A 26,430-nucleotide genomic window follows, 5' to 3' on the forward strand; every position below is an offset into this window, starting at 1 on the left:
AGGGGCGGAAGGAAACGGTGAGACTCCTGTGGGATGAGCGGGACAGGTGAGACCCCGCAGAGCGAAGCTCGAGGAGGCTCAGCGCCCGCCCCACGGAAAGCGAACCGTTTCCTGCAGCCCAGAAACTCCCACTATGTCTCGAAACAAAGTTTTCAATAGATAGGTACCTTATATGAATATCAATACAGAAATTTAACAGAGTCTAGAGATAAAGAGGGAGGAATATAAAGACGTTGCAAAGCCTCTATATTCCATACCATTCACACAATTTATTCGTTGCTTTCACGATAATCAGCCGCAGCTGCCTCTGCCTCTTCCGTGAACTCTTCTGCCGTAATGTTTCCGAGCATGAGTGAAGTAAGTGAATTACCAATAGGTTCTTCTAGATCAGAGCTCATCGGGTGTGGTTTATTGTTGATTTGCACTTGATCCGGGTCGTTGATCATTTCATTAGCTTCCGTCAAGTAATCCGGAACTTCTTCACTTTCTGACAAATCCACACCATTCAAGTTCATAATGGCTCCTGTATGTTCAGAGAAAAGCTGAGCGTATTCTTTTTTGAAAACGAACTCAACAAAGGCTTGAGCTGCTTCAGGGTTCTCTGCTTCTTCCGCAATAGCCAGCGGTCGCAAGTCAGGAACTATGGAGTATGGCTCTCCAGCGTCCTGCATCGGAGAAGGTACAAAACCGAAGTCAAAATCATCCGGCACATCATTAGCCATTTCGTTCGGCAGCCAGAAACCTACCGGAATAAACGCATTGTTTCCAAGCAAAAAGTCCATTTGTGATTGAGTATGGTTCAATGCTCCGAACCCTTCGTCAATGTAGCCTTCCTGCTGCATTTGTTCTACTTTTTTCATGACTTCTAACACAGGCTCACTAGTCCAGGCGCCCTCTGCTCCTGTGATGACATCATTTAACAGCTCGTCACCGCCGGCAGCTCCAAATGCAGGGTAAAGCATTCCACGCAGGAAGTAGTAAGGATGTTGACCTGTCGTTACAAACGGAGCGATATCTTCTCCTTCAGAGATTTCACCCATTGTATTCATAAAACCATCAAAGTCAGCTGGGACTTCGTAGCCTTTATCTTCAAACATAGCTTCGTTATACCAGGTGCCCCACGTGTCAAAGACTAAAGGAAGGGAATAAATATCCCCATCATAAGTGGCAGGGTCTACGATGAAGCTTTCCATTAGCGGCTCTCCATCCACTTCCACATCTTCCGCCCACTCAGTCAGATTCATAAGCTGACCGTCCTCTACCATTTGGGTCTCACTGGATCCTGCTCCATCAATATATACGACATCAGGCGGATCTCCAGATACCCAGCGAGATCTCATCTCTTCGTTTATGTTCGGACCCGCATGCTCCACTACTGTAATATCCGGATACTCCTCTTCAAAATCAGCAATCACTTCTTTCCACCATGAATCCCCGTATCCACCAACAAAGTATTGAAGTTCAAGCTCACCAGAATCGGCTGATCCGCTTCCGCCACCGTCAGAAGATGACTCCTCGTCTGACGAACACCCTGCGACTAACACCAGTGAAAGCAGCCCCATCCAAAGCAATGAAACTGGACCTGTGAATAGCTTCTTCAAATTACTTCCCCCTTTGAGTTTGTTAAGTATATGAAACGCATGGACAGCTTAACGGCTATCCATGTTGTTTCTTAAATCAGGTGAATTCTTGCGAATATGAGCAATAGCTTCCCTTACATATCCATTACTTTGTTTGATCGCTTCTTCTGCCTCATTGTAGGAAGCGCCTGTATCTATCATGACTACTGCCGGTTTAACTTTATGGTTGGTCTTCTTCAGCACCTCTTCTGCTTCTTCATATGTAACCTTCGTAATTTCCATAATGGTCTTCTTGGCGCGTTCCATTAATTTATAATTACTTGCATGGACATCCACCATAAGGTTCTCATGCACTTTTCCCAACTTGATCATTGTAGTCGTACTCATCATATTCAACACCATCTTATGGGCCGTCGCTGCTTTGAGCCTTGTCGACCCTGTGAGCACTTCCGGTCCCACCACGACTTCTATATCACAATCGGCAAACTGACTAATTTCTGATCGTTCATTGCATGATAATGATACGGTGTAAGCCCCCACCGAACGAGCATACTTTAAAGCCCCGATAGGATAAGGAGTGCGGCCGCTTGCCGTAATACCGACAACCACATCAGCTGCTGTCAGCTGCTTCTTTTTTAAATCTTCTGCCCCTTGCTCTTCATTATCTTCTGAACCTTCTACAGCACTGAAGAAGGCATCCTCGCCTCCCGCCATCAAAGCTTGTACCATATGAGGAGGAGTCATGAATGTCGGGGGGCATTCAGAAGCGTCAATCACACCAAGTCTCCCGCTCGTACCGGCCCCTACATAAAATAAACGTCCTCCCCGGGATAAAGAAACGTACATCTTCTCTATGGACGTTTCCACTTTGGGCAAGACCGACTCTACAGCTTCAGCCACCTTTTTATCTTCTTTATTCATCGTATGTAGTGCTTCCAGAATCGACATCTTGTCTAAGTTCAGGCTGTTCTTATTCCTTTGTTCGGTAGTCAGGTTCGATAACTCCATCCGCGTATCGTCTCCTTTATGATCATTTCCTGCATAGACTTTAAGAACTGGTTATGTAAAAAGTATTCGTTTTTATAATATTGTGACAATTTTGTGACTGACTTCATCTTACGCCACATTGAACTATTTTGTCAATTAAATGTTTTATAATCAGAAATTTTATTTCACTGGAAATAAAAATAGCAGCCTGTTTATACAACAGGCTGCTATGTTACGTGTTTATTCTGTTTGCTCTTCTTCCACTAATCCATCCTGATCGGCAATTTGCCATGTTCCTAGACGTCTTGGGTCTCCGCCGCCATACATTTCACGGACATCATCGTTCGTCCGGATACCAAGGCCTTGAATCCCGCCATAGAACAACGGTGAATCATGAGTGATTACCGAATAATTCAGCTCATTTCGCAGAATTGCCACTGACTCTTCTGACACCATGCTTTCTAAGTGAACCACGTTATCTTCGGTATAGAAACGAGATCTCCTGATCGCTTGTTGAAGGTTAAGCGATTCATTATCCTCTGTCAGACCATATTCATACTGTAGGATCGTCTGGAAAAGCATAGCTGGAATTCTTGATCCACCTGGCGAACCAAGACCAAGAGAAGCTCTTCCATCTTCCTCAAATATCATAGGAGAAACGAAGGAACGAGGACGCTTTCCAGGCTCATATTCGTTCATAGAATCATCTACAGTGTTGAAGTTATTCAGCTGGTTATTCCAGAAAAACCCGTGAGAATATAAACCTGATCCAAAGAACTCACCTAAAGAGTTGGTGGCAGAAGCCATCATTCCATCTTTATCAACAACTACGAAATGGGTAGTATTTCTTGAATCATTGTAGTCTCCAGGACTGTCAAACCACTCGGCAGAGCTTGATAGTTGGTTAGTCGAAAACTCTTCTTCAAACAAATCAGTCGTGTACGCTTCAGAAGTCAGTTCCTCCTGATTGACCTCTTCAAACTGCGGGTCTCCTAACGTACTGACACGATCACTGTAAACAGCATCCGATATTTTATTAATCATATGAATATAGACTGCTTCCCATTCTTCATTGTTCATTAACTCTTCCATATCCTCTGGAAATCCATCCGCCAAGAAGGAAGGTAGTTCTCCGTTTTCATCTTCGAACTCATTTCGCAACACCTCTTCGAAATTCTCTTCCAGGTGTTCAATCATTTGCAGAGCCTGAATGACAATTATTCCAGAAGTCGGAGAAGATCCGGCATAAACGGTTTGTCCTTTAAATGTTCCAGAAGGAGCTTCACGTTTAGCTACTTCATATGAAGATAGATCTCCCTGTGCCAAACCAAGTTCTGCGGTCAACTCCTGACCGAGCTCTCCTTCATAAAATCCATCTGCGCCCTCTTCCTGAATGATTTTCAACGTATTAGCCAGATCCTCTTGAACAAGCGTTTCGTTCATTGCAATCGCTTGGCCTTCTGGATAATACATATTAGAAACATCATTTGGAAGAACAAGATAGCGGTCGGATTTTTGGATTTGTTCATTGAAAATACGTCCAACCTCGAATCCTTCTTCGCCGTGTTCAACAGCGCGATCCAGCAAACTGGCCCATTCCGTATTTTCTCCATAATCCTCATAAAGAGCTTCCATGCCTTTTACAAAGCCAGGCACAGCCACTCCTCTATCCGGCCACGTCCCGCTGGCAGGTGCAGCTTCACGGTAATCGTATGTCATGGCGCCTTCCCCTGGCTCATGGACGATCATTTGACCTCCTCCACCAATACCAGACCCGAAAGGCTCTACTACGTTTAAGGTGAAAGATACAGCGATTGCAGCTTCTGCAGCATTACCGCCGTTATTCAATACTTCCATTCCTGCGTCTACTGCAAGAGGGTGTAAGGCACTTGCACCATATATCATAGAATTTTCATCATTTGCATCTACCTGAACGGTTTCCGTACGATCTTCTTCTCTATATGGTTCACGAAACGCGTCAAATTCATCTTCAAAATAATAATTCCACGCCACTAAGCCAATAAAAACAAAAAGCGCAACAACATTCGTTAATCTTAAATAATTCATGACGCAGAACCTCCGTCGTAATCAAGCACGCCAGCCTCTTTTATATCAATCTTCAAGCGATCATCTTCTACACGCCAAAGGTCTCTATCTATTTCCTTACGCAGCGTTCGGAAGATTCGATAATCTCTGTATGGCTTCATAATTCCTTTTGTTTCCCTGGGCTTCGTATTCGTTATATGCATAGGTATAAAAGACAATTCCACATCTCCGCCATCCAGAAAATCAAGCTGAGCAAGGGTGGATTCTTTTGTTCTGGACCATCCTTGATCAAAAACGAAATTTCCTAAACCGTTCATGACAACCGATGTGTTATTGTTCGTCTCTACAATAGAAACCGGCTCCAATACGTGAGAATGGTGACCAATAATGACATCGGCACCAATATCCGTCATCAGCCAGGCTAAGTTTTCCTGTTCCTGATTGGATCCCACCTGATACTCGTCGCCCCAGTGAGAATGAACAATCACCATATCAGCCTGTTCATTAGCTTCCTGGATTCGGCTTTGAAGCACACTTAAACCGTCGTTGGTCAATACGCCCCCGACGTAATCACCGGCACTATAACCTTGCACATAAACATCGGTGAAACCTACAATCGCTGCTGTGAAGTCTTCATTTACATCAAAGTAAGAGATTTCTCCAGCATCCTTTACATCTTCTTCCCCTTCAACCGGTTCCACTTCACCTGAGGCCAGTACTTCTCCCATTCCCAGGATATCAACGTCAACATCGCTCATATGTTTCAGCGTTTCCGTCAAAGACAGGTTACCGTAATCCATAGTATGATTGTTTGCTAGATTGACAGAATCGAAACCGGCATTTTCAATAGCCTGCTCAGCTCCAGGCTCAGCGTACAAATGGATATCCTTATTATGTAGCTCGAATTCTTCCATTTGACTTTCGATTTGTGGATCTTCCGCATCAATAATCGGGGTCTCAAAGTTACCTGTAGAATAATCAGACTCCTGGAAATATGGTGTGACATATTCAAATACACGGTCAAGCGGTTCTCCGCTTCTGGCAGCTGCGTCACGGACATGCCGCCCCAGCATCATATCGCCTACCATAGACACACGATAATCGACGTTTTCAGCTCGAGTGTCTTCAGGTACTGGAGCTTCATCGAGTTTCCCATGAGCAAAAAACGGAATCGCCAACAGACATGCTAAGATAAGGGAATGCGGAAGCGCTTTTTCACGATTCCTTTTAACCCAGACTTGCATAAATGACTTTAATTTTGATTCTTTCATTGATAAAACTCCTTAAAACAAGTGATAAGCTGTAATAATTACGAACGTAAAAAACGCAATGACAAAGGTAGCACTGAATGTTGGAAGAACGCCTTGTTTTTGGATGGAGTTTGCTATCAGCCCCGGTACGATAACTCCAATACCTCTTAGTTCCATCACGGGGAACGGGGTGAGAGGATATAAGTAATCCATCGACATCTTCATTAAGACGCCTACCGTCAGCATCGCAGCAAACTTCCTACGCCCATATAGTAAGGTGAACCTTGATAATACTTGAGTGACTAATAAATACGTCAATAAACTTATAAGACCGACAACTAATACGTACATCACTTGATCAAAAATCAAAGCGATGTAGCCAGGGACGACTAGACCAGCCGGAACAATCCCTGTCTTTTCTGCGTAGAGCAAACTTAACAAAACCCCGATAACAATTGCTATATATAAATCTGTACCAAACACTGAAATTCCAACCCCTTTTTCTTAAATGCTGACTATCTATTATTCGTTGTTTGAAGGCTTCTAGCCGAATATTTCTTTTTATACCTTGATTCTTTTTTATACTTTCCAGCTGATTCGATCATTTCATAATCTTCTAAATGCTCAGGGTAAATCTCTTGTTCTTGAACCGCTTCAACAAGCTCTGCGCCACCCTGATTAATGTTTCCAACAGCATAAATAACAGACTGATCCGGTAAACCGTTCAGGTATTCTATCACCTTATTGGTAGGTTCTTTTTCAAGATTTACTATACGTTCGGCTGGGATTGTACCTTCTTCATACTTTTCAAGAATAGGCTGAACATTTTTTCCGAACAACACAAGCTGATCCATCTTAATATATGGAAACACTTGATTTGCGAATTCTATTGTTCGCTCTACTCTATCATCCCGGCAATTCATAATGATAGTGACGTTATCGGAAGGATATCCAAGCTCCTGGATTCTTTTCCAAATGTTCAACGTGGAAGTCACATCGTTTGCAGCAAAACCATTGAAGAAATACTTAGGTCTTTGCGGACTGCCGAACCTGTGTACTTTCATAGCTCCCGGATCTACCGGCGCTTTTAACATACCTGCTAATGCGACATCGCGGTCGATTTCCATGATATCAGCAACCGCAAGGGCTAAAGCCGCGTTTTGCGGGAAAATCATAAACGGGAACTTTTTCAAATATTCTTCATCGATAAGACTTTCGTCCGCTACTATAACTTCTGAATTTCGTTCAGCCGCTTTTCTTCTGAAAATTCGCTCGTAAGGCATCTCAGGAATCACAACATAACCATTATAAGGAATCGTTTCGCTGAATGCTTTAGCCATATCTCGTAAAGTCGGACCCATTACGTCCATGTGATCTTCGAGTACATTCGTTATAATGGTTATATTAGCTTTGGCAAGCTTGGCCTGAAAAACCTTCTGGTATTCAGGGTGGACAGCCATACATTCACTGACAAAGGCATCAGCTCTTTTATCTACTACTTTCTTTGCCATAGTCTTCTGCTCACTGATGTTTGGTCCTTGCAGCCCTCGGACTATCGGCTCCTCTTCTTCCTGATCCCAATAAAACATACGGGCACTTGTGCCTGTCGTCTTCCCTACGACTTTTCTCTTATCCTCTTTAAGTATGCCCATGACCAACCTCGTTACGGTCGACTTCCCCCTGATCCCATTCACTAAAATCCGATCAGGAATTTTTTCTAAACTGCGGTCAAGTGATTTGTGTTCTTTTATACCGATCCCTATGACGATAAAGAAAAAAATCAACAAGTATATTAGCTCATTCACTGCATTTCCTCCCAATTAATTTTACTTCCAAAAACATACACATTACGACACATATATCCAATAAATAAAGTAGATTTCTACAAATTTCAGACCTTTCTTATAGTAACATAGTTTAAGAGTATCTAATACACCTTAATAAAATTTGGAAAATCAATTAATAAATAGAACTAAAAGTTTTCAAGAACAACGGACGACACATTCTAATAATTACAGGAAATTTTAGAATGATTGAAGAAGTGATGAAGAAAGCATTCGACGGTGATAATTGAATGAATTCGAAGGATGTTCACTCGACTCTTTATCCTATGTTTCAGAGCATTGAACGAAGAAATGGAAGTTTCCCCACGTAAATAGTAAATATAAGCAGCATAATACCCGCAGCTGCGAGCGGGAAATACAAACACGCCCCAAGAAATACATATCCAGTCAATCGTAACATTTCCTTGTGCTTAAAGCCTTTTCTCTGTAAATCATTCATTCGTTCTATTAATCTGCTCCTCAAATCTAGAGTACTCCAAACTATTACCCCAATCAATTGGAATATAACCCCCAAATTAAATCCATTTAAAACTAGGACGGTTAGGAAAAAAATCAAGAAGAGCACGGCCATCCCGCTTAAAGCCCAACTATAAAACGTATCCCGCCAACCTTTTTCTTCTATAGGTAAAACACCGAGCAGCGGCTGTTCTTTAAATTGATCACCAAACAAACTGGACGCCATTTCTATATAAACAAATATGCCAATAGGAACGGATACATAGAGAATCCATTCGGATTGAAAAGGAAGGACTCCAATGATTACACCACAGACGGCTATCGTTTTCCAGACATAGGTGAACTGGTGATGAAGATAATGACGCCATAACCGGTGATAGAGCTGGTGGATATTTTTAAAACGTTGCTTGGAACGTTTACTCCTCATATAAGTTCGCAATAACCCATACCGTTTAGGGGGCTTTATGTCTACTTTTGTCAACTGACCGATAAACTTCACGTTCCACACTCTTGCATCATTCACCTCTACTACTCGATCCCAGTCGACATTCTGCATCATACGAGGAATTAAATAAACATTCAAGCCAAAAAGAACAGACCCAAGGATAAGAGAAAGAATCCAGCCGTTCCACTCTGGATATATGTTTCTTAATGCCCCAAGCAAAGCGGCCGATCCGAAAACAGCTAGTAACTTCCACCATTTATTCAAAGAGTGCAGCTTCCATTGCACGGTGATGGATAAGATTAAAAATAAACTATAAAGGAGAAAAACTTTAAAAAGGAAAGAATAAGACAGCGGAGTGACTCCACCGATCAATAAGGTAATTGCAAAGATAGCTGTCGTCTGCCGGACCGCGCGATCCATAGCGAGGTGTGAAAGCAGATGACTTCTCTCGTGAGGAAGCATGGTTAATTTTAACTCAGAAGTCGTAAAAGGAATACCAGAATACACAAAAGACTGGAAACACGCACGGATCAGAACAATAAAAGGCAGGATCCACATCCACTCTTCCAAATCGCCCTGCCAGTTTTCCACTACAGGCGTGAAGGATTCCATCCAATCAGCCAGAATGAATAAAAATAACACGCCAAAAATCGCAAAATAAATTAATACAGTTACGTCAGATATCAGGTGAAACCCTTGCTTATATAGGCTGCGCTTCTTCTTCGCACGCAGTTTGCGTACCCAGCGATAAACTTCCCATGTCGCGAAGCTCATCATGTGCTCTTCCGATCGAGGTATTCAAAATGGTCTATTCTTCCCGCAGAAGAAATCATTCCGTTTTTCAACATGACGAAGTGATCAGCAAGCTCATGAACTTTATCCAGCTGATGAGTTGTCAGCAGGATACTCGCCCCTTCTTCTCTTCGCTGCCGTAAGAGCTTTTCAAGATAAGCCCCGGCATATACATCAAGACCCATAAACGGCTCATCTATAAGAAGCAGCGGTACTTCAGGCAGTAATGCGCAGATCGTTTGAGCTTTTTGCCTCATACCTTTAGATAAGGATTCAGGATAATCATCCAATTTATCCATAAGCTCGAACCCTTCTGTATACGCATTGATGCGTTCAATGAACACTGCATCAGAGATATCGTAACTTTTTTGATAAAGCTGAAAATGCTGAAAGACCGTCAGTTCATTCAAAAGCAGCGGTTCTTCAGGAATATAGCTGAATTGATACTTGTAGTCTTTAAAATCAACATCCTGATCGAAGCCATTTATAGAAATTTTCCCCTCTTTCTTTTCTATCGTGCCGATAACCGCCTTCATCAGCGTGGATTTCCCTGCTCCGTTGTGACCGACTAAAGCCGTAATACTGCCACGATCGATGTCAAAGGCAACATCGCTTACAATAGGTTCATCTCTAATGGCTACGTGACAATCCTTGACGTGAAGAACAGGTGAAATGTTCATCTTCAATTCCTCCGATTTGTTTTCTTTTACATACGTATCAGGGAAAAGATTGGTTTCGCCTAGGGACAATCTTTTTAAATATTGGCTATGTTGAAGGGGGTTGTTGATTTTCATAATAGAAGGAAGACTTGATTTCGAGACATTTGATGAGTGGATCAGGGCGGCGGGGAATGACTCGCTTTCCGTGGGAGCGCGGTGAGCTTCCTCGGACGTCCCGTCCTGCGGGATCTCACCAAGCACTCTCTTCCCACAGGAGTCTCCCCATTCCCCGCCGCCCCTCACGATATATGCGCTTCTCGAAATCCACTTAACAAGAAAACTTTTAAATAAAGAGGGAGAATAACACTACAGTGCCACGGTTAAAATGGTTTATTTTTAAACTCCACAATTTTAAGTTAGTTTGCGTGCAGTCCAGTGCAAGATGGATGAGAAAATGGAGACATTCAATCCTTTCTCAACTCAACACATAGCGACGAGGAGACTCTCTCCACTTCTGTGCGGTAAGGAATCATCGAATCCCTCCGTTCTTCTTGTTTCCTTTCTCTCCGCCAGCTCAGTCCAGTCCATACGCCGGTGACTTTTTATAAAGGGTGTCTCGAAGCTTCCAATCCCCATTCGATAGAGGTGTGAGACGAACCCTATCAAGAAAGAGGGTCTTCTATATGCCTGTCGCGTGAGCAGCTAGCGCTCTACACCAGGTTTTTTAACATAGGATACTTGTTATGAAGGTCAATAAATGTTTGCTTTCCTTGAAGCGGTTTCGAGACACTTATATGAAAAGGGGCGCAGGGAAACGGTGAGACTCCTGGGGGAGGAGCGGGACAGGTGAGACCCCGGAGAGCGAAGCTCGAGGAGGCTCAGCGCCCGCCCCCCCGGAAAGCGATCCGTTTCCCGGAGCCCCTAAATTCTCATGATGTCTCGAAACTGAGTCTTCAAGAATAGGGAGCTTATATGAATGTCATTTAACAGAGACGTTCATGCTGATTTTATCGCACTATGACATTTTAGAATTCTATTAAAGATCGAGAAAGCATGAATTTCTGGTAAGCGTAACAGAGGGGAAGTGTTTGAGCAGCATAAATAATAAAAGAGTGGAGGTTATGTAAAACCCTCCACTCTTTATAATTCCCTTTCCAATCTACTCTGTAACCTCCGTCAATAACTGAGATGAGGAAGCTACCTGAGCCACGGCTTCGTTAATTTCCTGAATCACTTCAGCAAAGCCTTCCAGTTCCCGTTCAATTCCCGCATTATATGTTTTGTTCTGTCCCATAGCTCCTACAATTTCAGTGAAGAAATGGTTGATCTGATCCATATTCGCAGTCCCCTCGACAATGAGCTGATCGATTTCACCCACATGGCTGGACACTTTATGAATTTGACCATTGGTGGATTGGATAAGGTCTGAGACTTCTGATACAGAGCTTTTCGTTTGTTGAGACAGCTTGCGCACTTCATTTGCTACAACGGTGAATCCGGCTCCATGTTCTCCTGCGCGAGCCGCTTCAATAGAAGCATTCAACGATAGAAGGTTGGTCTGTTCAGCGATGGCAGATACAATAGTTACTATTTTGCTGATTTCTTCAGCACCTACCTTCAACTTTTCCATTTCAGCAGTAATGTGTTTGATGCTTTGCTGGATATGATTCATTTGCTCCTGTTGAACTTCAAGCTGCTGCTTCCCTTCTGTGGACTGACCTTCAACATTTTGAGCGATTTCTGTCCCTTTTTTAGAATCAATTAGAATCTTGTCGGTCTGTCCGGAAAGCTGCTCCGTAGAAGCACTTGCCTGTTGGGAAATCGCTGCAAGCTCTTCAGACATTTCTTCAATTTTTCGATAGGCTTCTTTTTTTCTGGCAGCTTCTTCTTCACGTAACCTTACATTTTCCCGTTCAAACAATTCCAGAACGATTTGCTGTTCCAGGTTAAGAATCTTCGTTGTGGCGCGAATAGATCGGCTTAACTCCTCCATTTCAGGGATTTCCGTTTCATAAATTGACAAAAGAGAAAGCTGTAAATCCTGAAAAGCACACATATACCATTTAGGCTGCAGGCCGATACGGACGTGAACCTCTGCTATCCTCTGTCTTTTTTCTATAAAATCGTTATCAATCAATCCATTGAACATTTCTTGAATATGCTGCGACAACGTTTCTTTTAACCGCTCAACCGAGCTATGAGCGTTAATGATCTCCATCAAAGAATCCTGATACGCAAGGTTTTTATAAAACTGGCCTACAATGCTTTCGATGTTCTTCATTATAATAGGCTGGAGTGCATTCAATACCGACAAATCCGCCTCTGTTAAATCAATCATGTTTAATTGCTTTTCAAGATCAGACCCTTTTTCGATTTGGATTTCGCCTCGAATATTAGGATCAAGTACCGCTGTCTGCGGTTTAGCTTTTGTTTTTATAGCAAAAAGCTGCAACATACAATACCCCCGTAGAATCATTCTGGCTGTCTATGAAAACGCCGCCCGTTCATAATTCTAATATCGGAATCTTACACTTTTTTTCAAGTGCTCCTAAAGCAGTATGGAAGATATTTCACAATTACTCATGTATGCTGTTGGTAGATTATTCGTAAGGAGGGGTTTCTTTGAAAACGATCGTCATTCACGGATCAACAAGAAAAAATGGAAACACTGAATATTTAACTCATCAAGCGGTACCCGGTGAGAATGTAAACCATGTCTATTTAAGGGATCACAACATTCAAATGATCACGGATGAACGACATTCCGATCAGGGATTCCAAGCGATTGAAGACGACTACCACCACATCATAGATCAGATGCTTGAACATGATGTCGTCATACTTTCCACGCCTATCTACTGGTATAGCATGTCCGGATTGATGAAGGTGTTCGTCGATCGATTCTCTCAACTTGTAAGAGAAAAAGGATATGAAACATTTAAACAAGACTTCAAAAAGAAAACCGTATACGTCATTGCGGTCGGAGGGGACAACCCTTCGTTAAAAGGACTGCCGCTCATCCAGCAGTTTGAGTATATTTTACAGTTTTTCGACAGCTCATTAGAAGGATATATTCTTGGACAGGCAAATAAACCAGGGGAGATCCAATCTGATAGAAGAGCGCTGACACAAGCCCACCAGCTGAAGGAGCAGTTGGAGCAGCAGCTGTAAGGGGGAATCGCTTCGTTCAGCGGAGTACGGACTGGATCTTATTCATAACTTATAGGGGGGAAGAGAGTGCTGAATAAGCCCCGTAGCACGGGGCTCACACCACTCCCACGGAAAGTGATTCATTCGAGGCATCTGAAAAAAGCTCCTAACAAAAGGGCTGGCTGAGAATCAATTCTGATATTTGAGAGTGTTTTTCATCCATTTTGGAAGGTTATTCTAACATTACACTTTTTAACCTGACATTTACTCAAATATTCTCAAGGTAGCGTTGTTCAACCTCTTCTGCCTTAGGCATTCCTTCCTGCGCGCCTAACTTTTCAATAGCGAATGACGCCGCCGTATTAGCATAGGCAATTGCTTTTTCAATCGAAAATCCTGCTCCGGTATAATAAGCCAGTGCGCCATTAAACGTATCCCCTGCTCCAGTAGTATCCGCTACTTTTGCTGAAATTGCCGGAATCACCTTCCCTTGATAGCCTGCTCCCTCTGGTCCGAGAGTTGTAATTAATTTTTCAGCGTAGGAAGCTTTTGAAAAAAGCAGCTTAGCCTCTTCCTCATTTGGGGTCATGTATGTACAATTTCTCCAAACTTCTTCTGACAGCTTCACGGCAGGAGCCGGATTTAAAATGAACGATACCCCGTGCGCAGTACAAAATTCGGCACACCATGCTGCTGTTTCTGGAGGTATTTCCAACTGAGCCAGTACGATATCGCTATTTTTCAGGCGTTCTTGAAATGTTTGCACGTACTCAACAGTCACTTCTTCATTTGCTCCTCGGACGACCATAATCCGGTTATCCTTCTCATTCAGCAAAATATTGGCGATTCCCGTTGACCGATTTGCTGAAAACCCAATGGCGTCGGTATTTATTTGCTGCTGTTTTAAGTGAGCGACAAGTTCCTCCCCCATAGCATCCGCCCCCACCTTCGCTATAAAAGAGACGTCTCCGCCTAGACGAGCAGCTGCGATCGCCTGATTGGCACCTTTTCCACCTGGTTTCATCGTGAAAGAGTCGCCGAAATTGGTTTCACCCTGGTTGGGGATTCGCGAGATGGTGGTCATAAGATCCATATTAATACTGCCCACTACCGTTATTTTAGGTTGTTTCATACGTTCACCTCTTATCTAGTGATTGCACGTAATTCATGCCAAATCCTCGTGCTGGCTTTACCACGACACTTAACATTACTCCCCTTTATTTTAACAAAAGCGATAAAAAGAAATATGCTCCTGTTCATACTTTTTTAGATTTCGTGAAATTCATAGAAATGAAGGGTTAACCTAAAAGAAGCGCTCTGCAATCATGGCGCAGAGCGCTTCGCCCATTCCTCTATCGTTTCATATCTGAAAGTACCGAGTGATCCAGCTCACGAATCGATTTCCCTCCAGAAAGCGCCAGGGTGAGGTCCATGTCAGCCATCATATTCTGCAAAACTTTCCTCACTCCCCGCTCTCCGGCAACAGCTAAACCGTACATGCAAGGCCTTCCTACAAGTACGGCTTTCGCTCCGAGAGCCAGAGCCTTAACGATGTCAGCTCCACGCCGGATGCCACTGTCCATTAGTACAGGGATCCGCCCATCTACGGCTTCACATATTTGCGGAAGAGCTTCTAAAGCTCCGATCGCTCCATCCACCTGCCGCCCACCATGGTTGGATACAATGATGCCATCGACTTCATGTTCGATAGCAAGCTTAGCGTCTTCAGGATGAAGGATACCCTTCAGCAAAATCGGGAGATCCGTATGTTTTCTTAAAAAAGTTAGATCCTCTCATGTCAGTGATGGGTTACCAAACGTTTTCGTCCAGTGCATAATCGCTTCTGTCGGATCTTCTTTTGGCGACTTGGACAGCTTTGAACAAAAAGCAGGATCGGTTAAGTAATTTCCTACGCCTTCTCCAACTAAAAATGGCAGGTACACGTTTTTTAAATCATATTCTCGCCACGCCATCATAGGAGTATCTAGCGTCACTACAATCGCCGAATAGCCTGAAGCTTCCGCTCTCTTCAGGAAGCTCGCTGTGACGTCAGGGTCACGATTCCAATACAGCTGGAACCAGCGGGGCGCGTCTCCCATCTCGTTGGCGATTTGCTCCATAGGGGCTGAAGACGCAGAACTCGCTATAAAAGGTATACCTAATGCTGCCGAAGCCTTAGCTGAAGCAAGATCCCCCTCCGGATGGATAATGGACTGGACCCCGATCGGAGCCATCATCACAGGCGAATTGTATGTTTTTCCGAAGAGCTCTATCGTCAAATCTCGTATTTCTACATTCCTCAGCATGCGCGGGATGATTTTCCACCGGTCAAAAGCAGTTAAATTCGCCTTCATCGTGTGCTCTCCCCCAGCACCTCCAGCTACGTAATAATAAGGCCCATCCTCTAATACTTCACGAGCCAACTCCTCCCACTCCTCATAAACTATAGGCAGGCGGTCGGGATCGGGGCTAGGCATCGTTTGATAAACATTGAACTGCACCTGGTTGCCGAAGTTCGTCATACGCACTCTCCTTGTTTTTTAATTAATAACCATACATTTCCATATTAACACAGGTTATGATAGCGCTTTCGTTAAACGAATATGTGAAAACCATGACAAATGTCATATAGGCCACCTGACGTTTATGTCTTACATGAATAACGTCTATCTTCTATGATTAAGCTACGATAATAAGAACGATTAAGGAGTAATTCTATGAGCCAACATAAACAAAAAGAGTTGAAAAAGAATGTAGCATCTTTTGCGAAACCTGATAATTCTGTCGGGATCCGTCAATTAGTAAATACACTCGGACCATTTTTCTTACTGTGGTTCCTCTCCTATCAGAGCCTTGCGGTTTCTCCCTGGCTCGCCATTCCGGTAGCCATGATTGCCGGTGGGTTCGTCATTCGAATCTTCATCATTTTCCATGACTGTACACACATGTCCTTTTTCCAAAATAAAAAAGCGAACCGCGTGATTGGGACAATCACCGGGATCATTACTTTATTTCCTTTTGAAAAATGGAAAAGAGATCATTCGATTCACCACGCTACCAGCAGTAACTTAGATAAACGCGGCACTGGAGATGTATGGGTCATGACGGTCGATGAATACCTTGAAGCTTCTTTCTGGAAGCGATTAGGCTACCGCCTCTACCGTAACCCTATCGTAATGTTCGGATTAGGTCCGATTTACCTGTTCTGCATTTCGAACCGCTTCAATCGTAAAGGTGCAAAACGTAAGGAACGTCTGAACACTCATTTGACGAATGCTTCCATCGCCGTCATCTATGGTTTATTGATTTGGGCGATTGGCTGGCAGGCCTTCCTTATCATTCAATTGCCGATCCTTTACGTATCCGGCGTACTTGGAATATGGTTGTTCTACGTGCAGCACCAATTCGAGGACTCCTATTTTGAAGACGAGTCCGAATGGGACTTTGTAAAAGCGGCTGTTGATGGCAGCTCTTATTACAAGCTGCCTAAGGTACTTCAGTGGGTATCAGGAAGCATCGGTTACCACCATGTGCACCACTTAAGCCCAAGGGTTCCGAACTATAAGCTGGAAGAGGCTCATGAATCGACTCCACCATTACAAAAAGCTACGACGATTACATTGTGGTCCAGCTTGAAGTCCATTCGTTTCCGTCTATATGATACGGCAAATAAAACGTTCGTCAGCTTCAGAGAAATTAAGCCGCTGCTTCAAGAGTCGAAGCTCCAGACGGATAAGTAAAATTAATAATTGAATACAGCGAAACCCTATTCTTGTTGTATTGAATAGGGTTTCTTTTGTTAATATAAGAATAACGCATCTAAAAAAAGGAGCAGCCTTTATGCAGAATTGGTATCAAATCATCCCTAAAAATACAGGGTTAAGCTCATACATATGGATTATCTTTTGCTTACTTCCTTTCTTTTTCATTTTCAGGTCGTCTTCCCTCACTGAAATATTCTTCGGAATCTTTATGATTCTGCTATTTTTCCTATCTTACCGGCTGTCGTTCATTTCAAACAGCAGCATGGTGTACGTATGGGTCAGCATAGAAATGGCGATCAGCATAATGATGACGCTTCTCTTCGGCTACATTTATTTTTCTTTATTCCTCGCATTCTTCATAGGGAATATTCAAAGACTGTCTGGTTTTCTCACCTTGTATATCGTTCATGTCGTGACGACGATTGGCTCCATTGCTCTTGTGTTTTTCATACAAAACGAAGCACTTTTCCCACAGCTTCCGTTCGTCATCATCTGTTTGATTGGTGTGGTACTACTGCCATTCACGATGTATTATCGCATCAAACGCGAAAAGCTCGAAGGACAGCTGGAAGATGCGAATGAAAAGATCTCAGAGCTTATGGTCATAGAGGAAAGAGAACGGATTGCCCGTGATCTTCATGACACGCTCGGTCAAAAACTATCATTAATTGGATTAAAAAGTGATTTAGCTGGGAAATTAATGGATAGAAACCCCGATGCAGCTCAAAATGAAATTCAGGATATCCGCCAAACGGCCAGGACGGCATTGAAAGAAGTGCGGGAAATGGTTTCGAATATGAGAGGCGCTAAATTGGAAGATGAACTCCTGCACGTCCGACAAATTTTAGAAGCGGCAGAAATGGAGTTTGCTATAGAAGGGGATCCAGCTCTTTCCAACACTCCTCTACTGGTAGAAAATGTTCTAAGCATGTGTTTGAAAGAAGCTGTCACGAATGTGGTGAAGCACAGTCAGGCTTCTTCGTGCCATATCGGCATTGAACAACTGCCTAATGAAGTGCTCCTCACCATCAAAGATGACGGTGTCGGCATATCCGCAAAGGTCGATACTTATAAAGGTCATGGACTTCAAGGGATGCGGGAGCGTCTCGAATTTGTGAACGGAAGTTTGGACATCTACAATGCCAGCGGAACAACATTGAATATTCATGTACCTAACGTAATCCAACAAACTAAACAGGAGGGGTCGATGTGATACGTATCGTCATTGCAGAGGATCAGCGAATGCTGCTTGGGGCTTTAGGCTCGCTGTTAGATTTAGAAGAAGATATGGAAGTGGTCGGAACTGCAAATAATGGTGAAGAAGCCATCGACCTCGTAAAACAGCTCGAGCCCGACATCTGTATCATGGATATTGAAATGCCTTTGAAAAACGGACTCGATGCTGCCGAAGAACTAAAATCGCACTCTTGCAAAATTATTATACTGACGACGTTCGCGCGTGCAGGTTACTTTGAACGGGCTCAAAAAGCGCGGGTGAGTGGGTATTTGTTAAAAGACAGTCCCAGCGAAGACTTGGCCAACTCCATCCGAACGATTATGGAAGGTCAACGTATCTTCGCCCCTGAATTGGTGGATATGGCATTCGGGAACGAAAATCCTTTGACCGAACGGGAAAAACAAGTCGTCCAGCTTATGGCGGACGGGAAAAACACGAAAGAGATTTCTTCTCAACTCTACATCACTACGGGCACGGTAAGGAACTACATCTCAGTCATCCTCGATAAGCTCGAAGTAAGCAACCGAATTGAAGCCATTTCCCGAATGAAGGAAAAAGGATGGTTCAAATAAAAAGCAGCCGATGACCGTTGGCTGCTTTTTTCAATGCTGATATTCATGTAATCTCCCTAATGTGGAAGACTCCGTTTCGAGATGATTGAATTGATTAGACTGTTTCCGTTATGTTTAACAGCGGGTAGAGCTCCGGGAAATCACTCCCTTTCCGTGGGAGCGCAGTGAGCTTCCTCGGACGTGCCGTCCTCCGGGATCTCACCAAGCACTCTCTTCCCACAGGAGTCTCGCGATTTCCCGGAGTTCTTTACGATTATTAGTAGAACGGAAACTCCAATGACGGGAATGCAGCACTTAAGAAGCGTGTAAAACCCTAATCTCAAAGGGCACTTTCAACATGGCTAGTGGAAGACGTACATCAACTCCACACATACGTGGGAGTCATAACCAAGTAATTAGCAGAATGAATAAACTTAAACGCTTGAGATGAGTACCACGCTTGTTCTGAATGTTTACTGAGCTGTACCCTCAATAAAATACGAACATTAATGGCATCACACTGATTGTCGTGACGTAGCAGGTCTTTTGAGTCAGTACGCCAAATTTTCAGAGGCAGGAATCGAAAAGGCGCTCTTTTTTAAAGGGAGGGGTCGTTTATTCCATTCTAGTGGGTTGGTCGAGAAACTGCGAGACTCCCGCGGGAGAAGGGGCTAGGCAAGATCCCACAGGGCGTTAGCCCGAGGAAGCTTGACAGCTCCCCCGCAGGAAAGCGAGTTGTTTCTCGACCAACCCTGCACTCTTTATCATAACGAACCCTTTTACCTCAGTCTAGCGTCTTCAACACTGCCATACAGTTGAATTAATCTCTTATGAGAATCAACAATTACCTATCAAACACCTTTTTTATTCATTCTCGTATTGTTCGAGCATAATGATTCGTTCCATCATCGTCGGATGACCATACCTTAAGTATTTAACTAGTAATGGAGGGTTCACTTCACTTCTTCCATTGATCGTAAGCTGCTGGAATGAACCGATGGCTGCTTCTTTATCGGACATCATCTCGATGGCATAGTTATCTGCGGCTTTTTCCGCTTGACGTGAAACCGCTAATTCTACAGGCGTCGAAACAAACGTCAAAACAGTTAGCAATAAGAACAAAATGGGGAGGGAAGTGATATCCTCCACACTTTTCACTCCGAATGCTCCTCCCCACCTGCGGACGACGATATGGATCAGGCGGTACGTCAAATATAGTCCGACAAAACTTGAAAGAATCACCCCTGCCAAGTTCATGTACAAATGATTCATTACGTAATGGCCGATTTCATGCGCCATGATGAAGAGAGTTTCATTATCGTCAAGCCGATTTAAGGTCGTATCCCATAAGACAATCCGCAAATTAGACCCTATACCATTTACATAAGCGTTCATCGCATTCGTTTTCTCTGACATATCAACTTCATATACACGATCCGCCGGAATTTCAGCTTCATCTGCCAGGGCGAGAATCTTCTCTTCAAGCTCTGGATTCTTTAACTCGGTAAATTCATTGTACAGGGGATCAATGAGCACAGGCTGGATGTACATCATAAAGGCAAAAAACGGGATGAGTAACAGCCAGGAATAGAGCCACCAACGTTTCGGGGCTTTATTTATAAGGAAATAAAGGACTGAAATAAGGATAGCCATAATTAAGAACCCGACCCAGAAGCTGATCAGCTCATCTCTCATCCAGCTGGAAAAGGTTTGGGTGGAAATTCCGTAACGACCTGATAATTGGTAACCCAAGTAGTCGAGGGGAAAACTGATCAGCCAGACGACCGTCGACAATAACAATACATACAGCGGTACTGTTATAAATTTAACCCGCTCACTGAAATTCTTGAATATAGCTGACCATCCAAAAATCAGAACCCCTAAATAAATAAGGGCTTCTACCGGGATGCCTATGAAGAAAAGAAGGTTTCGATATTTCGAATACTCTTCACTCAGCGCCATTTCCGATGCGGTCATGAACGTTGCAGGGTCTGCAGCCGTTCCCTCGAAGGCCTCAGGGACGCCAGGAGTCGTCCAATGAAACAAATATAAGTACACAAGGAGCGTATAAATCGGAAATCCAATGACGGTGCCCCAAATAAACCGCTTTTTCATAATGTCCTCCCCCATTTTGTCCTTTCTTTTACTTGTACGAGCTATCCTCTTATTTATACCATTTTTTCGAAATATATGAGCGGACGAAACATGGGAGGGGTATGGTTACTTGGCAATTAAGTTTGAACTCACACAAAAAGAAAACTCAGAGCCATAAAGAACTCTGAGTTGTTTGCGGTTGTTATTTAGCTGTTCTCGACTGATTAAGCTACCTGCCTGGCTCTTTCTTTTTTCTTTCGATGACGGACGACATTGATTTCAGCGCCGACCATCAAAATGATTCCTGTGATAAAGAACCATAACATGAGGATAATGATACCCCCTAAACTTCCATACGTCGCTGAGTAATTTGCAAAATTACTTACGTAAAAAGAGAATGCCAGGGATATGAGCTGCCATAAGATCGCTGTAATAATGGCGCCCGGAAGAATTTCTTTAAAAGGGAACGACTTATTTGGCGCAAAGTGATAGAGAGCCATTAACGTGAGCGACATTACAAAGATACTGATTACCCAGCGGAGCACCTGGAACAGACCGATCGTTTGAGCGGGCAGATTCAGAAAGTCACTGAGCATAGAGATGATGACGTCACCGAAGATTGGTAAGGCTAAAGCTACTGCAATCGCTATGATCATACCGATTGTAAGAAAAATAGACATCAAACGGACTTTGATGAATGAACGTGTTTCTTCGACATTATAAGCGATATTCGAAGCCTGAATAAAGGCGTTCACACCATTTGAAGCCGACCATAATGTACCAAGAATACCGACCGTCAATAACCCGCCATTGGGTGTCTCAACGAGGTTCACGATATTTTCCTGGAAAATGTCAGCTGCGCCGCCCGGAAGAATATTCTGCATGAAATTCATAGCCTCTTCAGCACTAATATTTAAATAAGGTAATATCGATAATAGCAGAATGACTAATGGAAATATAGCTAATAAATAATAATAAGCTTGCGCTGCACCTAATAAAGGAACGTTATCCTTCTGGAATTCAGCGAAAACCTCTTTTGCGTAATTGATGAGCTTCTTCATAAAAAAGGGTACCTCCTCTAACCGATTGTATTGGTCTATCCCCTTTTCCACTGCATTTATAACCTAAAATTGTAAAAGAAACATCCACAGTTTATTCCGAGTAATATACTGTGTATAATAAGTTTTATAAAGAAAGGGGTGCCTGTATGCGTATTCCAAAACCACTTGTACAAATGAATCAGCTGTTTATTGTCACAACTGTTCTACTCGGGCTGATTTTTCAGCCGAACCTCTTAATGATCCCTTTTTTAATAGGTGCATATACTTTGGCAACTAAAAAAAATCCTGTCATGGCGGCTGGCAAACGTTTTTTAAAGAAACCTTTTGATCAATATGTACCAGAAGACCGCGACCAGCAATTATTCAATCAGTGGATCGCCACCATCTGTTTAGGTGCTGCTCTCCTATCTTTCAATGCCGGCTGGGCAGCAGCAGGATATGTCTTCAGCTTACTTGTTGTGGCTGCGGCAGGTTTAGCTTTAGCCGGTTTTTGTATCGGCTGTACCATTCGTTACCGCTATATGATGTGGAAGCATAAGCGAGCTCATTCTTAATAAAAGCCTCAACTGTCCAATCGACTGTTGAGGCTTGTTTGTGCATTATTCTCGTTTAAACTTACTTCCCTGACTTCTTTTTTTAAGTCGGTCCCGCTTACTTTTCACTTTCTGCTCTTGTGCAAGTGCAAATTCTGGGTCTACTTTAAGGGAAGTGATCTTATCATTTTCGATCGTCACTTCGAACCAATCATGTGGCTTGCTGCCTTCAGGAAGCTCATTTTTATTTAAAATAAACTCTTGAGTGTTTTCTTCAACTAATAAGACAGCATATTGATTTTCTTCGATTCGATCTAATACAGCCTTCATTGATTACCCTCCTGTACATGCGACACCCTGCGCTTTGATTTCATCGATTCGCGCAGGACCTATGCCGCTGATTTTTGTTAAATCATCGATGGATTGATAAGGTCTCAGCTCTATTAAATCTTCCGCTCGGGCTGGTCCTATTTGTGTAATCTCCTGCAGTTCTTCAACGGATGCATGATTAATGTCGACGCACCCCTCGATTTCAGATTCGGATTCCGTCACTGGTTCTTCTTCGGTCTCCTGTTCACTTTCTGATCTGGAATCGTCCGGGGGCGTCACGGTACCCTCTTCTTTTGTTGCCACGTGATAACTTTCCCCATCAGTAGTCACTTCAACCGTTCCATGGACATCCGTACCATAAAGATCAATCCCTGCGTCCTCCACCCGGTTGATGACCTCCGCGTTTGGATGACCGTATTGATTGTCTGCACCCGCACTGTAAATAGCCACCTCAGGACTTACCGCGTCTAAAAAAGAAGAGCTTGTAGAGGTAGAAGATCCATGATGCCCCAGCTGTAAGATGTCAGCTTCAACATTAGAAGACCCACTCAGCATGGCCGCTTCATCATCGACTTCCGCGTCCCCGGTAAATACAAAGCCGGTATCACCATAAGACATTTTTAAAGAGATCGATTCTTTATTGGTGTTACCTGTTATGCTATCTGGATAAAGCACATCAACTTCTAATGGACCGATGTCAAAAGCGTCTCCCGCCTGCGGTTCCTCGTATTCAGCTCCGGAAGCTTCTATCGCATCAAGGACGCGATCGTAAGTATCAGACGTACTTTCATTTCCCGACATCCACACCTCTTCGACATCAAATTGTTCAATCACTTGATCGAGTTGTCCAATGTGATCAGCATCCGGGTGGGTAGCGATCGCTATATCTATTTGATCGACCTGGCGACTATGTAAATAGTTGACCACGTTATCACTATTCCAGTTTCCTGCGTCAATCAATATATGGACCTGCTGGCCAGCGTCTTCAAACTCAAACAGTGTAGCGTCTGCTTGTCCGACATCAATATAATGAGCCGTTAATTCAGAAGTCACTTCTTTTGCGTCAGGCTCTTCTTCCTCTGTGCTGACTTCGTGAGCTTCCTCTTCCTCTGCCGTGTTCTGTTCAGACCCCTCTTCAGCTTCCGTTTCTTTCTCGTTTTCACCCTCTGTTTCGTTGTCGTTCGATTCATCACTTTCTTTAGGAAGTTCATCCTCGTTTGCCACTTCTTCTGAAGACGTCTGTTCGTCGGAGTCTGGTTCATCTGCCGTGCTCGTAAACTCCTGGCCGCACCCTCCTGCTAAGAAGATGATGAATACACTAAAGACTATAAAAATTACATTTCTGACCATGCCGCACCTCCTATTTCTTCTATTTTACCATAGGAAAAGTTGATATTTCCCGACTACAGAGAGATGGACTTTTCAAAAAACCGGTTCGTTTATTGAAGCTGGTCCGTCATCGTGATGAGTGGAAAGTGGTTTTAGGAATGGACTCGCTTTCCGTGGGAGTGCAGTGAGCTTCCTCAGACTGCCGCCTTCCGGGATCTCACCAATCACTCTTTTCCCACAGGAGTCTCGCCCATTCCTAAAACCACCTAACTTATATTAATTGACGGAACTAAGAAATGAGAAGAAGGAAGTTCTTACGTACCTCCATTCGTAAAAAGTAAATTAGTCAGGTACATGAACAACCCCAAACACCGAAGGATTACTATAAAGCTTCAGCCTGTTTTTCTTAAAGGAGTCAGGAGCTTTCTAACTTTTCTTTCTAAAGAAGAGTAATATTATTAAAGGAATTGAGGGTCTTTTTTCCATAATCAATGTAGAGTTAGGAATCCACAATGGTAAGCTTTTAATAGGGTGGTCTGACATGCTGCAACGGAAGTTTTCGTACCACTTAATCGTCGCAAGAAGGTCCGGGAAATTGCGAGACTCCTTTTGTGAAAGTGGAAGCGCTTCGTTCAGCGGCGTATGGACTGGACTGAGCTGACGGAGATAAAGGAAACACGAAGAACGGAGTGATTCGATGTTGACTTATCGCACAGAAGTGAAGGAAGTCTCAGTAGCCGCTAAGCGCTGGAGCTGGATAGTCCCCACATGAAATTTATGAACTGGTTTAGGATCTAGACTAATCTACGTGTAAGTGATGGGAAAAAAGTACAGGGTGAGATCCCGGAGGGCGTTAGCCCGAGGAAGCTCACCGTACGCCCATGGAAAGCGAGTGATTTCCCGGACCTTCCACCACTATTATTGTGACGGAAGCAGCCCGATTACCTCGAAACTGAGTCTTCAAGAATAGGGAGCTTATATGAATATCAACACGGAAATTTTACAGAGTCTTTCATGCTAAATTTTTCGTACCATGACATATGACAATATAAAAGTCTGGATTGAATTAAAGAAAGATTATAAAAAAGCTGCCTTCTCCGAATTGAGAAGGCAGCTATACATAATTAAGCTTTTGTTTTATAGGACGTGTTGTGTGACTGCAGAGTATCGTCTGTTCCAAATAAGAAGTGTTTTTCCATATCCGGAGAATACGTGGAGTTCACAGCCGTACGCCCGACAGTTTCGGCCACTTCACGCAGCATGCTAGGAGAAGCTCCACAGCAAAGTCCCAGATAATTCACTCCAATATCGTGCGCTTCCTTCGCCCACTCGGCAAGCTCATATCGGTTGCAGTACAGTGGGTCAAGGGACGTCGGGAACGTCGTCGCCGTAGGTATGCTGCAGGAGCATCCGCCATCCGGCAGATTGAAGAAAGTCGGGTGCTCTTCTGTTGTGCGGTAAGGAATAGGAAGTGCTCCGACATAGCCGTCCACTTCAGCACGAATTTTTTCAATAAAAGGCTGCATAGTTGCCGGCCCGCGGAAGCAGTTCATTCCGACAACCAGGGCTCCCTGCTCCTTCAGTAAACGGGACGCTTCTTCCACGGAATAGCCATCACGAAGGACATTTTCTCCCATTAGACCAAACGTAATGACGGCAGGAAGTCCTTGTTTTTGGATTTCCTCTAAAGCGATCTTCGCTTCTTCATAGTAGTAGAACGTCTCTCCATTTACAAAGTCGACATCCTCTTCTTTGCACCACTTCACCATTTCCGCGAACATCGTCCGTACACTTTGCACCGCTTCAGGGTCATCTGGATTAAATAAGTTCGTATTGGAAATGTTACCGGCCACGAGCGCTTCCTCTTCAGGGTGCTCTTTCGCCACTTCTTTCGCCAAGCGGATGGCCTGACGATTCAAAGGTTCCAATAAGTCTTCTTTACCTATAATACGCATTTTTTCTCTATGGGCATTGTAAGTGAATGCCAGTACAACATCAGAACCCGCAAGCATGTAATCCCGGTATGTTTGTTTCAGAGCTTCTGGGTTATCGAGAGCAACTTCAGGAACAAACGAGCCTGCCTGCAAATACCCTCGACGCTCTAATTCAAATAAGTAGCCTTCTCCGCAAATAACGGGTCCATCCTGTAATCTTTGTTCTAAGCTTCTTTTCATAGTAAAACACCCTTTCTTATTTTTGATGAAGCATAGCTGAACGAAACATCCAATGCCTGACTTCCATCCTGTCTAACAGCAGAAACTTTCTTATAAAATTACATAGAAAAAATCCCACTTCATAAGAAGAGGGATTATCGTTTAAAAA

At 43.5% G+C, this 26,430-nt stretch carries 20 protein-coding genes and 1 pseudogene; 5 read left to right on the forward strand and 16 right to left on the reverse strand.

Going from position 1 to position 26,430, the window contains the following annotated elements; all coding sequences use genetic code 11:
* Positions 1-269 precede the first annotated feature (269 nt).
* The 9 genes from O2Q26_RS08175 to O2Q26_RS08215 form a co-directional block, all read right to left on the reverse strand.
* The gene (locus O2Q26_RS08175; protein WP_390216071.1) at positions 270-1,601 is read right to left on the reverse strand and encodes an ABC transporter substrate-binding protein; all 1,332 of its coding nucleotides are present in this window, start codon (positions 1,599-1,601) and stop codon (positions 270-272) included.
* 48 nt (positions 1,602-1,649) lie between these two features.
* Positions 1,650-2,588, reverse strand: a complete 939-nt coding sequence (gene murQ, locus O2Q26_RS08180) for an N-acetylmuramic acid 6-phosphate etherase (RefSeq protein ID WP_289215451.1) — start codon at positions 2,586-2,588, stop codon at positions 1,650-1,652.
* A 219-nt stretch (positions 2,589-2,807) separates the two neighbouring features.
* On the reverse strand, positions 2,808-4,634 hold the full coding sequence (locus tag O2Q26_RS08185; protein ID WP_289215452.1) for a gamma-glutamyltransferase family protein: 1,827 nt from the start codon (positions 4,632-4,634) through the stop codon (positions 2,808-2,810).
* Positions 4,631-5,884: a CapA family protein gene (locus tag O2Q26_RS08190; protein WP_289215453.1), complete on the reverse strand. Its 1,254-nt coding sequence runs from the start codon at positions 5,882-5,884 to the stop codon at positions 4,631-4,633. The genes O2Q26_RS08185 and O2Q26_RS08190 overlap by 4 nt, the downstream gene beginning before the upstream one ends.
* Before the next feature lie 12 nt (positions 5,885-5,896).
* Positions 5,897-6,346, reverse strand: coding sequence for a poly-gamma-glutamate biosynthesis protein PgsC (gene pgsC, locus O2Q26_RS08195; RefSeq protein ID WP_289215454.1), 450 nt, complete (start codon positions 6,344-6,346; stop codon positions 5,897-5,899).
* A gap of 32 nt (positions 6,347-6,378) precedes the next feature.
* Complete coding sequence (gene pgsB / locus O2Q26_RS08200; protein ID WP_289215455.1) at positions 6,379-7,668, reverse strand: poly-gamma-glutamate synthase PgsB; 1,290 nt, start codon at positions 7,666-7,668, stop codon at positions 6,379-6,381.
* A 310-nt stretch (positions 7,669-7,978) separates the two neighbouring features.
* Complete coding sequence (locus O2Q26_RS08205; RefSeq protein ID WP_289215456.1) at positions 7,979-9,382, reverse strand: hypothetical protein; 1,404 nt, start codon at positions 9,380-9,382, stop codon at positions 7,979-7,981.
* Complete coding sequence (locus O2Q26_RS08210; RefSeq protein ID WP_289215457.1) at positions 9,382-10,080, reverse strand: ABC transporter ATP-binding protein; 699 nt, start codon at positions 10,078-10,080, stop codon at positions 9,382-9,384. Before O2Q26_RS08210 ends, O2Q26_RS08205 begins: the two co-directional genes overlap by 1 nt.
* A gap of 1,138 nt (positions 10,081-11,218) precedes the next feature.
* Positions 11,219-12,514, reverse strand: a complete 1,296-nt coding sequence (locus tag O2Q26_RS08215) for a globin-coupled sensor protein (RefSeq protein ID WP_289215458.1) — start codon at positions 12,512-12,514, stop codon at positions 11,219-11,221.
* A 167-nt stretch (positions 12,515-12,681) separates the two neighbouring features.
* Here O2Q26_RS08215 and O2Q26_RS08220 point away from each other — a divergent pair, with 167 nt between their 5' ends.
* The gene (locus tag O2Q26_RS08220; protein WP_289215459.1) at positions 12,682-13,230 is read left to right on the forward strand and encodes a flavodoxin family protein; all 549 of its coding nucleotides are present in this window, start codon (positions 12,682-12,684) and stop codon (positions 13,228-13,230) included.
* A 247-nt stretch (positions 13,231-13,477) separates the two neighbouring features.
* On the opposite strand, the gene O2Q26_RS08225 is transcribed toward O2Q26_RS08220, so the two are convergent.
* Entirely contained in the window at positions 13,478-14,341 is an 864-nt protein-coding gene (locus O2Q26_RS08225) for a ribokinase (RefSeq protein ID WP_289215460.1), read from the reverse strand.
* A 220-nt stretch (positions 14,342-14,561) separates the two neighbouring features.
* A pseudogene (locus O2Q26_RS08230) lies at positions 14,562-15,731 on the reverse strand (lactate 2-monooxygenase).
* 195 nt (positions 15,732-15,926) lie between these two features.
* Here O2Q26_RS08230 and desA point away from each other — a divergent pair.
* From desA to O2Q26_RS08245, 3 genes are all read left to right on the forward strand, one after another.
* Positions 15,927-16,949 (forward strand): Delta(5) desaturase DesA, encoded by a 1,023-nt coding sequence (gene desA, locus O2Q26_RS08235; protein WP_289215461.1) that lies wholly within the window; start codon positions 15,927-15,929, stop codon positions 16,947-16,949.
* A 100-nt stretch (positions 16,950-17,049) separates the two neighbouring features.
* Positions 17,050-18,186 (forward strand): sensor histidine kinase, encoded by a 1,137-nt coding sequence (locus O2Q26_RS08240; protein WP_289215462.1) that lies wholly within the window; start codon positions 17,050-17,052, stop codon positions 18,184-18,186.
* The gene (locus tag O2Q26_RS08245) at positions 18,183-18,782 is read left to right on the forward strand and encodes a response regulator transcription factor (RefSeq protein ID WP_289215463.1); all 600 of its coding nucleotides are present in this window, start codon (positions 18,183-18,185) and stop codon (positions 18,780-18,782) included. Before O2Q26_RS08240 ends, O2Q26_RS08245 begins: the two co-directional genes overlap by 4 nt.
* An 843-nt stretch (positions 18,783-19,625) precedes the next feature.
* Here the strand turns inward: O2Q26_RS08245 and O2Q26_RS08250 are convergent.
* A complete protein-coding gene (locus O2Q26_RS08250; protein ID WP_289215464.1) occupies positions 19,626-20,876 on the reverse strand; it encodes a M48 family metallopeptidase in 1,251 nt (416 codons plus the stop codon).
* A gap of 203 nt (positions 20,877-21,079) precedes the next feature.
* Complete coding sequence (locus tag O2Q26_RS08255) at positions 21,080-21,916, reverse strand: YihY/virulence factor BrkB family protein (protein ID WP_289215465.1); 837 nt, start codon at positions 21,914-21,916, stop codon at positions 21,080-21,082.
* A 146-nt stretch (positions 21,917-22,062) separates the two neighbouring features.
* Here O2Q26_RS08255 and O2Q26_RS08260 point away from each other — a divergent pair, with 146 nt between their 5' ends.
* The gene (locus O2Q26_RS08260; RefSeq protein WP_289215466.1) at positions 22,063-22,470 is read left to right on the forward strand and encodes a DUF4395 domain-containing protein; all 408 of its coding nucleotides are present in this window, start codon (positions 22,063-22,065) and stop codon (positions 22,468-22,470) included.
* Between the two features lie 45 nt (positions 22,471-22,515).
* Here O2Q26_RS08260 and O2Q26_RS08265 read toward each other — a convergent pair whose 3' ends face one another.
* The 3 genes from O2Q26_RS08265 to O2Q26_RS08275 all read right to left on the reverse strand — a co-directional run bounded on the left by O2Q26_RS08265 (position 22,516) and on the right by O2Q26_RS08275 (position 26,282).
* Positions 22,516-22,779, reverse strand: coding sequence for a DUF3006 domain-containing protein (locus O2Q26_RS08265; RefSeq protein ID WP_289215467.1), 264 nt, complete (start codon positions 22,777-22,779; stop codon positions 22,516-22,518).
* A 3-nt stretch (positions 22,780-22,782) separates the two neighbouring features.
* Positions 22,783-24,129 (reverse strand): MBL fold metallo-hydrolase, encoded by a 1,347-nt coding sequence (locus O2Q26_RS08270; RefSeq protein ID WP_289215468.1) that lies wholly within the window; start codon positions 24,127-24,129, stop codon positions 22,783-22,785.
* A 1,103-nt stretch (positions 24,130-25,232) separates the two neighbouring features.
* Positions 25,233-26,282, reverse strand: coding sequence for a homocysteine S-methyltransferase family protein (locus O2Q26_RS08275; RefSeq protein ID WP_289215469.1), 1,050 nt, complete (start codon positions 26,280-26,282; stop codon positions 25,233-25,235).
* Positions 26,283-26,430: the final 148 nt, after the last annotated feature.

The sequence above is a fragment of the Halobacillus campisalis genome (assembly GCF_030345335.1).
Classification (GTDB): Bacteria; Bacillota; Bacilli; order Bacillales; family Halobacillaceae; genus Halobacillus_A; species Halobacillus_A campisalis.

What these genes read in the sequence shown, in the direction of transcription:
- murQ (WP_289215451.1), bottom strand. Translation starts at nt 2,588, where the DNA reads ATGGAGTTATCGAACCTGACTACCGAACAAAGGAATAAGAACAGCCTG.
- O2Q26_RS08185 (WP_289215452.1), bottom strand. Translation starts at nt 4,634, where the DNA reads ATGAATTATTTAAGATTAACGAATGTTGTTGCGCTTTTTGTTTTTATT.
- O2Q26_RS08190 (WP_289215453.1), bottom strand. Translation starts at nt 5,884, where the DNA reads ATGAAAGAATCAAAATTAAAGTCATTTATGCAAGTCTGGGTTAAAAGG.
- O2Q26_RS08205 (WP_289215456.1), bottom strand. Translation starts at nt 9,382, where the DNA reads ATGAGCTTCGCGACATGGGAAGTTTATCGCTGGGTACGCAAACTGCGT.
- O2Q26_RS08210 (WP_289215457.1), bottom strand. Translation starts at nt 10,080, where the DNA reads ATGAACATTTCACCTGTTCTTCACGTCAAGGATTGTCACGTAGCCATT.
- O2Q26_RS08215 (WP_289215458.1), bottom strand. Translation starts at nt 12,514, where the DNA reads ATGTTGCAGCTTTTTGCTATAAAAACAAAAGCTAAACCGCAGACAGCG.
- O2Q26_RS08225 (WP_289215460.1), bottom strand. Translation starts at nt 14,341, where the DNA reads ATGAAACAACCTAAAATAACGGTAGTGGGCAGTATTAATATGGATCTT.
- desA (WP_289215461.1), top strand. Translation starts at nt 15,927, where the DNA reads ATGAGCCAACATAAACAAAAAGAGTTGAAAAAGAATGTAGCATCTTTT.
- O2Q26_RS08240 (WP_289215462.1), top strand. Translation starts at nt 17,050, where the DNA reads ATGCAGAATTGGTATCAAATCATCCCTAAAAATACAGGGTTAAGCTCA.
- O2Q26_RS08250 (WP_289215464.1), bottom strand. Translation starts at nt 20,876, where the DNA reads ATGAAAAAGCGGTTTATTTGGGGCACCGTCATTGGATTTCCGATTTAT.
- O2Q26_RS08255 (WP_289215465.1), bottom strand. Translation starts at nt 21,916, where the DNA reads ATGAAGAAGCTCATCAATTACGCAAAAGAGGTTTTCGCTGAATTCCAG.
- O2Q26_RS08260 (WP_289215466.1), top strand. Translation starts at nt 22,063, where the DNA reads ATGCGTATTCCAAAACCACTTGTACAAATGAATCAGCTGTTTATTGTC.
- O2Q26_RS08265 (WP_289215467.1), bottom strand. Translation starts at nt 22,779, where the DNA reads ATGAAGGCTGTATTAGATCGAATCGAAGAAAATCAATATGCTGTCTTA.
- O2Q26_RS08270 (WP_289215468.1), bottom strand. Translation starts at nt 24,129, where the DNA reads ATGGTCAGAAATGTAATTTTTATAGTCTTTAGTGTATTCATCATCTTC.
- O2Q26_RS08275 (WP_289215469.1), bottom strand. Translation starts at nt 26,282, where the DNA reads ATGAAAAGAAGCTTAGAACAAAGATTACAGGATGGACCCGTTATTTGC.